The 12,914-nt window shown below is 45.1% G+C and carries 6 protein-coding genes; 3 read left to right on the top strand and 3 right to left on the bottom strand.

What is annotated here, in order from left to right; genetic code table 11:
- Nucleotides 1-11 precede the first annotated feature (11 nt).
- Together MHH41_RS02005 and MHH41_RS02010 are read left to right on the top strand one after the other, a co-directional pair.
- The gene (locus MHH41_RS02005; RefSeq protein WP_340865502.1) at nt 12-8,207 is read left to right on the top strand and encodes an amino acid adenylation domain-containing protein; all 8,196 of its coding nucleotides are present in this window, start codon (nt 12-14) and stop codon (nt 8,205-8,207) included.
- Between the two features lie 6 nt (nt 8,208-8,213).
- Nucleotides 8,214-8,954: a thioesterase II family protein gene (locus MHH41_RS02010; RefSeq protein WP_212046361.1), complete on the top strand. Its 741-nt coding sequence runs from the start codon at nt 8,214-8,216 to the stop codon at nt 8,952-8,954.
- A 35-nt stretch (nt 8,955-8,989) separates the two neighbouring features.
- Here the strand turns inward: MHH41_RS02010 and MHH41_RS02015 are convergent, their stop codons facing one another.
- Nucleotides 8,990-9,904 (bottom strand): DMT family transporter, encoded by a 915-nt coding sequence (locus MHH41_RS02015; protein ID WP_251191141.1) that lies wholly within the window; start codon nt 9,902-9,904, stop codon nt 8,990-8,992.
- A 130-nt stretch (nt 9,905-10,034) separates the two neighbouring features.
- Here MHH41_RS02015 and MHH41_RS02020 point away from each other — a divergent pair, with 130 nt between their 5' ends.
- Nucleotides 10,035-11,372: an aminotransferase-like domain-containing protein gene (locus MHH41_RS02020; protein WP_340865503.1), complete on the top strand. Its 1,338-nt coding sequence runs from the start codon at nt 10,035-10,037 to the stop codon at nt 11,370-11,372.
- Here the strand turns inward: MHH41_RS02020 and MHH41_RS02025 are convergent.
- Nucleotides 11,369-12,061 (bottom strand): 4'-phosphopantetheinyl transferase family protein, encoded by a 693-nt coding sequence (locus MHH41_RS02025; RefSeq protein WP_050945484.1) that lies wholly within the window; start codon nt 12,059-12,061, stop codon nt 11,369-11,371. The two genes, MHH41_RS02020 and MHH41_RS02025, sit on opposite strands and share 4 nt — an antisense overlap.
- Before the next feature lie 197 nt (nt 12,062-12,258).
- Nucleotides 12,259-12,903: a YczE/YyaS/YitT family protein gene (locus MHH41_RS02030; protein WP_044140485.1), complete on the bottom strand. Its 645-nt coding sequence runs from the start codon at nt 12,901-12,903 to the stop codon at nt 12,259-12,261.
- Nucleotides 12,904-12,914: the final 11 nt, after the last annotated feature.

Here is a 12,914-nt window from a genome sequence, read left to right on the forward strand (position 1 = left end):
GGAGAAGAACGATGTTAATGAGTAGAAGAAAAGGACATGCAGCAAATCATATCGTCAGAATCAACGGAAAACGAATCGATCTCAAAGCATTAGAACAGGTCGTGATGCTTCATTTTCCGTTAAAGGAATGTGCATTCATCCCGAAGAAAAATGAAGAAGGTAGCCTCTCGCTTGTGCTATTTGCACAGGCGAAGGACCCTTCGCTAGCAAGAGAGGATCTAATGACAGGCGCGCTTCACCCTGATGAAGTGCCAGCCGCTCTCGTCTTATTGCCTTCCTTGCCAAGGACAGAAAGTGGAGCGGTCGATACAGAAGCACTGCTTTCGATTGACATCATTGATGAAGAGAGTTTGAGAAAGATAGAAGATCGTACGAAAGCTATAGATGGAGTAGAGGAAGCGGCTGCTCTCATTGAAAGTCAGACAGAAAAACAAACGCCTTATCACCTAGATGATCTGTTTCCTAATCGGCAGCGTGCGCAAGGGAACGAATCGATCTCGAAGGATGAAGAGGGCGAAACAAAGCAAGCATCCGCTCATGAAAAGCCGCCTGCACTTGTGTATGGCGGGGATGTCATCAAAAAACCAGGCACACCTGTCACACTGACAGAGGTGTTGATTCGATCAGCCTTTATGTCACCTGACCGCGGGGTGACCTATATAAAAGAAGGCGGGCGCACGTTGACCCAATCCTATCCTGAGTTACTCACAAACGCAGAACGGGTTCTGTCTGGTTTAAGGAAAGCAGGCCTGACAAACGGCGATCAAGTGTTACTACAATTGAAAGATCATCAAGATTTCATCACTGCGTTTTGGGGCTGTATTCTCGGTGGTATCATTCCGACTCCGGTTTCTGTACCGCCTGTTTATGATGAAACGAATCAAGCTGTGAACAAGCTGAAAGGCGTGTTTCGGCTGCAAAATGAACCGTTTATTATGACGAATGAAGCAAGTGCTGAGGACATTGCTGGGCTGCGTGAGTCATTTGAGGCAAAAGACATACCTATTTTAACAATCGAAACATTGCTCTCGTGTGAACCTGATGAACAGCATTATGAGCCAGAGCCAGATGAGCCTGTGCTTCAGCTGCTCTCTTCAGGTAGTACGGGTGTGCCAAAGTGTATCCGTCACAACCATCAAAGTATTTTATCTCGAATCATCTCCTTTGAGCAGACAAATGGCTTTACGCATGAGGATGTGTCGCTTAACTGGATGCCGCTTGATCATGTAGGAGGCATTGTCATGTTTCATGTGCATGACGTCTACTTTGGCTGCCAGCAGATTAGTCCATCCATCGATCAATTTATCGAGCGGCCGATGGTGTGGCTGGATTGGGTAGAAACATACGGCGTCACAAGGACATGGGCACCGAATTTTGCTTTTGCGATGATGAATGAATATGAGGACGACATTCGCAAGGGGAGCTGGGATCTCTCCACACTGACTTATATCATGAATGCAGCCGAAGCGGTTGTGCCAAAAGTAACGCAGCGCTTCATGCATATGATGGGTCAGCACGGATTAAGCCGTCATGCGATGGTGCCGGCGTACGGCATGTCTGAAACATCCTCAGCCATTGTTCAATCAAAGAAATTCATGCGGCATGGTGATCAGGATGGACAGCTGACGATTGATCAGACTTCGTTAACAGGTGAAATTCAATACGTGGCGCAAGATCATCCGCACAAAATGACGTTTACCGAAGTCGGTGCACCGATTCCGTCTGTATGGATTCGGATTGTAGACGAGCATCATCATGTGCTGCCAGAAGATCAGGTCGGGCGCTTGCAGGTGAAGAGTCCGACGATTATGATGGGCTATGATCAAAATGAGGAAGCCAATCAAGAGGTATTTGTGGAAAATGGCTGGTTTCACACGGGGGATTTAGGATTTATCCACGAAGGGCGTCTTGTTCTAACAGGCCGGGAAAAGGATATCATCGTCATCAACGGAGCCAACTATTTGAATTACGAAATTGAAGCAGTTGTGGAAGAGGTGGACGGGGTGGAAGTCACCTTTGCCGCTGCGTACGGCATCTACAATCCCGAATCAAGCAACGACACGCTTGCCGTCTTCTTTGTGACACAAAAGGATTCGCTAGAGGAACAAATCACGATGATTCAGCAGATTAGAGAGGCCATCATTCGTAAAATTGGCATAGAGCCCGATCACATCATTCCAGTGAAAAAAGACCAATTTCCAAAAACAGAAAGTGGAAAGATCCAACGTGCTCAATTAGGCGCGGCGCTAAAAGAAGGGGTATTCCGTGACATTGAAAGGGCACTGGACCTTGCTTCTGAAAATGAACAAACACTGCCAGATTGGTTTTTCAAACGCACTTGGGCAAAGGAGCGTATTGGTCCGTCTCAGCCTGCTGCTGATCATGTACTCGTTTTCGAGGATGAAAAAGGGCTTTACCAATCACTTTACGCCCATTTTGAAAAAAGAAATCAGCCCTATGTTTCTGTGAAAAAAGGACATGAATTTTTGCGTCTGTCCAAAGGGATGTACCAGATGAATCCGAGAATCAAGGGGGATTATGTCAGGCTCGTTGCAGCACTTGAAGCAGATGAATTAAAGACAGGGTGCATACTCCATTTGTGGAATGTGGCAGACAAAGAAGCCATTGTTGAGCCTGCGCAGTTCACAGAAATGCATGCGAGGTCCAATCAATCGATTTTGTACTTGTATCAAGCATGGAGGCAAGAAAACAAAGAGCCTGTCCGGCTTGTTGTGGTGACAAAGGGTGGTCAATTTGTAAGGCCTGAAGACGATCTTCATGTGGAGAAAACGTCGCTCGTTGGTTTATTAAAAACCATCCCGCAAGAATGGGAAGGAGCAGAGGTGTCCCATATTGATATTGAAGCGGAGCAAGTGGAGCAGGATGCAAAGCACATTGCTGATGAGCTGTCGGCGATTCATATAAAAGCAGAGGTGGCATACCGAAAAGGGCACAGGCTCGTACCAAAGCTGGAAAAAGTCAATATGATGAACGCACCTCAAACAGAAGGATTTTTAGAATATGAAGGACTTTATTTGCTGACCGGAGGACTCGGCGGTATTGGATTTGAACTGTCTAAGCAGATGCTCCAATTTGGCCTAAAGCTTGTATTGATTGGAAGGACTTCTTTGGAAGACAGCTTGGAAAAGAAAGAAGCGTTCTTACAGCTAAAAAGTCTCGGTGACGTTATCTATGTACAAGCGGATGTGACCGATTTAGCTGACGTGGAGCGGGCGATTTACAAAGCAGAAAAACATTTTGGTCAAACCATCCGGGGTGTGCTGCATTTAGCCGGTGCTGGCAATGTATCAGAGCATTTTCAGCATACAGATAAGTATACATTGGCGCATACGTCAGAAGAGGATTTTACAAAGGAACTGTCAGGGAAAGCAGACGGAGCGTTTGTCCTGCAGGAAGCCTTCAAGCATGATCCGGCAGTACCACTCGTCTTTTTTGGATCAGTAAATGGCTTTTTTGGCGGTACAACATTCGGGGCTTACTCTGCGGCCAACAGCTTTTTAGATGGGCTTGCGCACACGCTCACCTTTCAAGAAGGAAGACGGGCGATCTCTTTAAACTTTAGTATGTGGGATAATCTCGGTTTGTCTAAGGGGCATACCGGCGCAGCCCTTACCGTCCGCAAGGGATTTCAATTGATTGGAAAGAAGCAAGGTCTCCATTCATTATGTCTAGGTGCTCGGCTGAATGAAGCGCATCTATTTATCGGATTAGATGGAGCCAATCCAGAAATCGCAGCGTATCTTCAGCCAGCGCCAATACCGACTTTTGAGAAAAAGCTTTTTTACACAGTTCAGCCTGGCAAAGAAGTGCATGTGGAAGATATCGCAGGCGGAACAAAAGGTGACTGGGATATTCAGCAAGTACAGGAAATACCGAAAAAACTAGATGGCTCTATTGATCATGAAGCCGTTAAGCTGAATCATCACAAAAATGGACAACACCTTGAAAAACAATTGCCAGAAACGAAAACAGAGCAAATGCTTGCTGCCATATGGGAGGACATTTTAGACGTTGATCGTGTGTACAAAGAGGATCAATTCTTTGATCTTGGCGGACATTCATTAAAGGCGACTCAAACCATTTCACGGATCAATCATGAGTTTTCAATCAAGGCGCCTTTAAAAATATTATTTGAAAGCAAGCATCTGGCACATTTGGCGCAAATGGTTGATGACATCAAAGAGGCACCTGCTGTTCAGGAAGCCAATATTCCAAAGTTGGAAAAGCGAACAAGCTATGAGCTGTCACATGCTCAGAAGCGTATTTGGTTCTTATCCACATTGGAAAAGAGCCATCATTACAATATATTAGGTGCTTGGAAGCTGACAGGACAACTGCACATTCAAGCGTTAACAAAAGCGATTGGTCTCTTAACGAAACGTCATGAAGCACTACGCGCAACTTTTCAATCGCTTGGTGGCAAGCCAGTTCAACTGATACGTGAAGACCTTCCGCCATCCGTCACTGTTGCGAACTTCTCATTATTTAATGAAAAAACAAGAACGAGAAGACTCAAGCAGCTTATTCAGCAAGAAGCGAACCGCATTTATGATTTAGAAAGAGGGCCTCTTGCGCAGTGGACGATTGTGGATATGGGCAATGAAGAATTTTATCTTCTTTGCGCGCAGCACCATATCATTTCAGATGCATGGTCGCTCAGTCTGCTCATTCAGGAGTTAGAAGTGGCATATGACGGGCTTCTTGCAGATGAAGCGCCGCAGCTCCCAGCGCTAGAAATCGAATGGACAGATTATGTCCATTGGGAAAATAAGCAAGTAATGCATCATCAATTAGACCAAGCCTATTGGCTCGATCATTTACAAGGTGATCTTCCGGTGTTAGAGCTGCCGTTTGACCGTCCTCGTCCGCCAGTTCAAACATTTAACGGCGCTACAGAGCAAATTGTCTTGGAAGATACGCTTATCCGCCGTTTGCAGGCTTTGTCCAAGCAGCAGGGCACAACGCTGTTCATGACGATGCTGTCAGCGTACTACGTCCTGCTTCACAAGCTGTCCGGACAGACAGATATCATCATTGGTTCGCCGATCGCAGGGCGAGGTGCCAAGCAATCAGAGAAGCTTGTTGGAATGTTTGTGAATACACTCGCGCTGAGACAGGATATCTCCACAGCAGATACGTTTGCTGATGTCATGGAAAACGTGAAGGAGATGACATTAAAAGCCTTCGAGCATCAGCGTTATCCATTTGATAAGCTTGTCGATGATCTTTCATTAGATAGAGATTTAAGTCGATCGCCTATTTTCCAAGTGGCGATGGGTTATGTAACAGATTCGCTCCATGTCAATCTCAAAGGGCTGACAAGTGAACATGTGATGGTTCATCATACAGTGTCTAAATTTGATCTCACCTTACATGTATTTGAACAGGGGGATCAGCTGTCGATCCATGTGGAATACAATACAGATTTATTTGATCAAGAGACCATTCATCGTTATATGAATTATTATCTTCATCTGCTAGATGGTATGACAGCTCAGCCTGAACGTACATTTTCTGATTATTGCTTAATGGACAAAGCGGAACAGGCTGCGATGATCATAGGGAAAAACCAAACGGCTACGCCATATCCAAAGCGCACCATTCAAGAGCTGTTTGAAGAACAGGTGCAGCGTGATCCGCACCGCATTGCCTTGTCTTATTTGGAAGAGCACATGACGTATCAAGAGTTGGATGAGAAGGCAACACAGCTTGCTGCTTACTTGCAATCAAAAGGAGTTGCACCAGGTTCACTTGTACCGATGCTTTTTGATCGTTCCTTTGACATGATTGTCTCAGTGCTAGGCATTGTCAAATCTGGTGCTGCATATGTTCCAATGTCACCAGAATATCCAGATGCGCGAATCCGCCTCATTGTTCGCGATACGCAAAGTGATGTGATCATCACTCAATCTCATTTAATAGAGCGTCTAGTAGACTTTACAGGTACAAAGATTGAGATGGACAAGCCATTACCAGTAACAGATGCAGTGTATCAAAGAGAACAATCAATCATTGGAGAAGACCAGTTAGCCTATGTCAACTACACATCAGGCTCAACAGGTACACCAAAAGGCGTCATGCTCCCCCATGCAGGAGTTGTCCGTCTGGTTCGAAAAACAAACTATATAAAACTAGGTCCAGATGATAAGATGCTTCAGCTCTCAAACTATGCTTTTGATGCCTTTACATTTGAGTTGTGGGGCATGCTGCTGAATGGCGGTCAGCTCATTCTGATTCCGAAATATGCCGCACTGAATATGGATGAATTATCACGGCTGATCAAAGTGCATCAAGTGACAGCCAACTGTCTGCCAACCGCTTTATTCAATCGGCTGGTGGAGCACGATCCAAAAAGTGTAGCAGGCTACCGCACATTACTCGTTGGCGGAGAAGCGATGTCCAGTGAGCATGCACGAAAGGCACTGCCACATATGGAGGGTGTACTCATCAATGCTTACGGCCCAACAGAAAACACGACCTTAGCCACAACACATCAAGTCATGCACATGCCAGAGGAAGCAAGGTCAGTTCCGATTGGTGTCCCAGTATCGAATTCAACTGTTGTCATACTAGATGATGCGCTCAACCCAGTGCCAGCAGGCGTCAAAGGAGAAATTTACATCGGCGGCACAGGGCTGGCAAAAGGCTACCTTCATGATCCAGAGCGGACGCATGAACGGTTTATAGACAATCCATTCCCTGAACTAGGGGGAGACAGGCTGTATCGTTCAGGTGATCTAGGTACATGGCGTTCAGATGGCACCATTGAATATCTCGGCCGAAAAGACAACCTCGTGAAAATTAGAGGCTACCGGATTGAATGTGGAGAAATAGAGACAGCTCTCCTCAAGCATCCACAAGTAAAAGAATGTACAGTCATCGCCAAAACGTATGGCAGCTCAAAACGGCTGGCGGCCTACCTTGTTACAGACGGAGAGAATCCTGTTTCAGGCTGGAAAGCATTTTTACAGGAAAGCCTGCCAGGCTACATGATTCCAAGTTACTTTATTGTAATGGACGAAATGCCAGTCACAACAAACGGAAAGGTTGATCAAAAAGCACTGCCAGACCCAGCAGAAACGATCTCTCTTTCTCAAGGGGATGACAAACCAGTCACCGAAACGCAGCAGCTGATTGTCACAGCTTTCAAGGACGTGCTTGGTGTCAAACAAGTAGGCATACATGACTCATTTTTTGATTTAGGCGGCGATTCAATTATGAGTATCCAAGCTGTTGCCAAATTAAAAGAACAGGGGATTCGTGTGGATCCAAAATGGATTTTCATGCATCCAGCGCCGGCTCAGCTAGCCGCACATGTGGACGCAATGCCAGAGGCCGGAGAGCACGTCGAAAGGTCTCCAAAGGACTACGTGATTGAGCTGAAAAAAGGCGATCCAGCCGTACCGAGGATTTTCTTTGCACCGCCTGCCGGTGGAACGGTGATGGGCTATATCGATGTGGCTAAGCTAATGACACATCAAGGTGCTGTGTACGCCTTGCAGTCTCCTGGCTTATATGAGGATGAAGAACCGCAATTCCTCCATTACACAGAGCTTGTGTCCATATTTGTTGAAGCCATTGAGACCTTCTATCGACCTGGTGTTGACTATCTAGCAGGGCATTCAATGGGCGGGCACCTTGCCTACGGAATGAATCAGCGGCTCTGCCATGCAGGAAAAGCGCCGAAAGGACTCATCATTTTAGATACCGTCCCTGTGTTAAGAGATGAGGCAGATCAGGCGCTCCATGCGGATATGAACGAAGAAGAAGTGAAAATGCTTGCGCTTGTCCTTGGAATGGGGAATCTTGTCGGCATCCAGCCAGAAGCATTACAAGGGCTGAGCTTCCAAGAAGTGAAGCAAAAAATACTCAAAGAGGCAGAAAAGGATGAAGTGGTTCATCAATTTATGAATGATCAGTATTTAGATAAATATTTGCAAATGCAAACGCATAATACAATCATGTCACAAGCCATTGAATTAGAAAAAGAACCATTCGATGTGCCGTTTTATATTGTACAAAGCAGTGATCACGCCATTGATTTTCAGAAGAAGTTCTCAGACTGGGAGGCTTATACGAAAGGATCATGCTCGTATTATCACATCAAAGGAGACCATGTCACCATGATGAAAAGGCCGCAGGCAGATGAACTGGCACGGATTCTTCAAACGATGATAAAGGGGTAAGAACATATGAACCATTTATTTAAAACCTTTGAAAAAAAATCAGACCTTATTCAACTTATTTGTTTTCCTTTTGCAGGCGGTTATTCCGCCTCGTACCGCCCGCTTTTTGAACAGCTAAAAGGCACTGCCGAAGTAACAGCAGCAGAGCCCCCAGGTCATGGAACCAATCTCATGCCGCTCGAAACGAGCATTGACCGATTGGCTGAGCTATACAAAGAAGGGCTCATGGGTAACTTGAACCGCCCATTTATCCTGTTCGGACATTCCATGGGAGGACTTGTTGTGTATAGACTGGCTCAGCTGCTAGAAAAGGAAGGAATCGATCCTGCAGCAGTCGTGATCTCGGCTATTCAGCCGCCGCAAACAAAACGACAGATCCTGACCCATTTATCGAATGAAGCATTTGTTCAGCATATTGCCGAAATGGGCGGGATTCCAAAGGAATTATTAGAGAACAAACCAATGATGGATTACTTTACGCCGTCCTTACGTGCAGACTATCAGGCGCTGGAAACCTTCCAGCACAAAGATCAATCCATCATCGAAACACCCGTTTATTTATTCAATGGAACAAAAGATGAAAAATGCATGAAAGATGCAAATGGCTGGCTGCCATGGGCAAAAACCATCGAACGCACCAATTTCGAAGGAGGGCACATGTATATCAACACACACCTCGAGCCCTTCGCAGAACAGATGAGACATGTGATTGACGTTGCAAGCAAACAACAATTAATGAAACTTTAAAAGAAAGCGGTCCTCCTTAAAGGGACCGCTTTTTCTTATGAATTCCGCTTTTTCACCACATTCCCGCCAATCACTCCGCCAATGACCAGCACACCTCCGATGAGATGATACCAATCGATTGTTTCATGTAAAATGAGAACCCCAGCGGCAACTGTAATAAACGCAGATAAATTGTTAAAGATGCTGACCTTTGCCGCTTCAAGCTGAGAAAGGGCATAGTTTGATAAATATGCCGTGAGAAGTGATGAAAGAATGCCTAAAAAGAGCATTGACCATACAAAGGATGGTTGTGTAAATGGGCTGAAAAATTGCGGCATTGTCCCGTTTACTGAATGCTGGATGAGCGCAGCGGCATTGAAGAAGACAAATCCAAAGAATGTCATCACGAAAGTGAGTTCAATCACATGGAAGCGCCGTGTAATCACCCGGGCAAATACACTGTATGCACTGGAGGATAAGGCTGAAAGTAATATCAGTCCATAGCCGATCATGTGTGAATGCTTCACATCAATTCCCTTCATGACAAAGAGAAGCATCACCCCGCACACTGAAAGAATGGTAAACAGCACTTGGATCCATGTCGCGCGTTCCTTTAAAAACCACGCGGCAAGCACCATCGTCAGAATGGGGATCGTTGCCTGAATAATACCAGCCTCTGACGAAGAGGTATACATCAGCCCCCATACTTGAAAAGCAAAAAACAACACAGGATAAAGCAAGGAAAACGGTACGATGTAGAGAAGATCACGCCATTGAATGGAGAGGCGGATCTTCTTTCGTAAAAATGGATAAAGCAATAGTGCGGCTGCAAAAGAAACTGTAAAGCGGTGTGCCAATAAATCAATCGGATTTGCTGATTCTAATGCAACTTTGACAAACAAAAATGAAAAACCAATGATCGTGGCGTAGCCTATCGCGGCAGCATACGCTTTCTGTTTTGAAATGTCCACAATTTGACTCCTTATACAAGCATGCATGCTTCAGTTGAATTGACCGGTTCTGTTCTTCTATCGTAATCGGATCATCTAAAGTGTACAATAAGAGAACATGATATCTGTACCGGTACAAGGAGGAAGTGGTGTGAGGAAATATGATCAGCTTGTTCTCAGCTTAAAAGAGAAGATGACGTCTGGTGAATACCATGCAGGCATGAAGATCCCCTCCATTCGCCATTTGGCGGCTCAATATGGAGTGAGTAAAAGCACTGTCATCAAAGCACTAGACACATTAGAACGTGAACATCTGCTGTATTCTGTAGAAAGAAGTGGCTATTATGTCGTGAAAACAAAGCAGTCAGCGGGGAAACAGGATAGCACATGGATTGATTTTGCTTCATCTGCACCTGATCCCGTCGTGTTTCCATATGTTGATTTCCAGCACTGCATCAACCAAGCCATCGATTTGTATCAAAATGACTTGTTTATATACGGCACATCCAACGGATTACCCTCGCTGCTGCCAGTCATTTCTAAGCGATTAATGGATTATCAAGTGTTTGCAAATCCAGAACAGATCGTTATGACTTCTGGTATTCAGCTGGCGTTATCCATTTTAAGCACCATCCCTTTTCCGAATGGCAAACAGACCATATTAGTCGAACAGCCAGGCTATCATCTATACCTTCAATATTTAGAAAAAAATCAACTGCCTGTACGGGGGATTCAGCGGACGGAAAAGGGAATTGACCTTCAGGAATTGGAGCGCATCTTTCGAGAAGAGGAGATTCGTTTTTTCTATACGATGCCAAGGTTTCAAAACCCGCTTGGAACGAGCTTGTCAAAGCAGGAGAAAAGAGCGATTGCAGCTCTTGCCGAGACATATGACGTCTATATCGTTGAAGATGATTACATAGCCGATTTAGAATTCGACGCAAAAAGAGACCCGATCTATTCGTACGATCAGGCGGGGAAGGTCATTTATTTAAAAAGCTTCTCCAAAATCATCTTTCCAGGACTTCGAACAGGAGCGGTCGTCTTACCTGAGGAACTGATTAGACCTTTTAGCGAACACAAACGGCTCATTGACATCGACAGCTCCATGCTGTCACAGGCAGCCTTAGAAATATATTTAAAAAGCGGGATGTTTGAACGGCATCGAGACAGGATGCGGGCGACTTATCGCAACCGATCCAAACAACTAGTGACATGCCTGAAAAGCGATCAAATCGCTTATCAACTGGGAGAAGAGGAGCCAGCTACTCATACACATGTACGTTTCGATCGGTCAATTCCGATGAACCAGCTCATTCAGCAGCTGAAAAAGGCATCTGTTTCCATTCAGTCAATCGACCGCCATTATCTGTCGACTTATCAAAAAGACCCCATTCTTCAGTTGAACATTTGGCATGTGAAAGAAGAGCAAATCACATGTGGAGTCGATTTGATAAAGACAGCATTTCAGCAAATTGGGCGATATTAAAGACGAGACAGTACATCACTACAAGAGAGTATCTCAACACGTTCAGCCGCAGAAGGCTTTCGTGTACACACCGCCATTTGGTAGGTAGGATCGAGTGAGTATGTTTGAACAAAGCAGGGCGCTTCATGATCAGGTAATGCAAGCGTCGCCTGTCCATCCTCTGACAGGCGGGCTGTAAAGGACGAAAGACCATAAGATAATCCCTTTCCAGTCAGCTTGATAAAGGCCTCCTTCATTGACCATAAATGAAAGAAGTAGGCTTCCTGCCGTTCTGCCGGTTGTGAAAGTAAATCCTCATACTCATCTGCTGAAAAAAATCGTTTAGCAATCGCTAGATCAATCGGTTTGATCTCCTCAATATCAATACCTACAGGTGCATCATCTATTGCGCATACGACCCAATCACCAGAGTGAGAAAGATTAAAATGAAAAGAAGGAATGTGACGGACGACAGGCTTACCATTGCCCTCTGTTTCAAAAACGATCTCATCAAAAGGCAGATCGTACATATCATGGATCATCTGACGAACCAGCACCTCACCTAACAAGGTCCTTCTTGCATCGACCAAAAAGCGAAAGCGCTCAGCCGCAGCACGTTTTTCAGCTGAAACAAAGGGTTTCAATTGATCGATTTGTTTTCGTGCATGGATGTCATCTAAATGCTGTAATTGGATAGCGAAAATCTTCATAATGAACCTCTAATTTTTTACATTGATTGTACCATTGGAGAGCGCCGTACAAAAGGGAAACAGACCTCCTTTTCAGCGAAAGCTCAAAATGACAGGAAGTGGAAGGGTTGGGTTGATTTCCTCTTATGAATATAAGAATATTCTGTTTATTTATTTTAACACAAGAAAAGCCATTCCTTATGTAGAATGGCTTGTTCTTATCGGATAAGCGTCTGAACAGGTTTCTCTGCTGTTTTTGTAATAAGCAGCTGCAGGAGCCGTGTCGATTGCGGCAAGGAGAACCGAAGGACGAGGCCTGTGAAAATAGCCGTCAGAATCGTGCCAACGCCAATCGGCCCGCCGAGCATCCATGCAAATAAAAGCACTGTTAACTCAATGCCATTTCGCACCCACTGCACGTTCAATCCTGTTTTCGCTGAGATGAGCAGCATTAATGAATCCCTTGGCCCGGCGCCAAGGTTCGCTGAGACATAAATGCCAACACCATAACCTGAAACCACAACGCCCGTAATAAACACATATAAAGCGGGTAAATATCCATGTGGTGCAGGTAAAACCGCATTAAAGAAATCTATAAACATACCAATCAGCACCATGTTTAGTAATGCGCCGATCTTTGGAAATGATTTTGTAAAGACAGAAGTCAGTGTCACAATGAGTGCACCAATAATGATGGACCATTGTCCAATCGTGAGTCCAAAGTGCTGAAACAGTCCGTAGTGGAAAGCGTCCCAAGGACCAATGCCTAGAATCTTTCCTTTCACTGTCAGCGATAGTCCAAAAGCTAGTACGATCAATCCAACAAAATAAAAAAACCAACGTAAAAGATGTTCCCGCTTCAAAAGCTTTCCCT

The sequence above is a fragment of the Bacillus sp. FSL K6-1145 genome, from assembly GCF_038003425.1.
Taxonomy (GTDB): domain Bacteria; phylum Bacillota; class Bacilli; order Bacillales; family Bacillaceae; genus Bacillus; species Bacillus pumilus.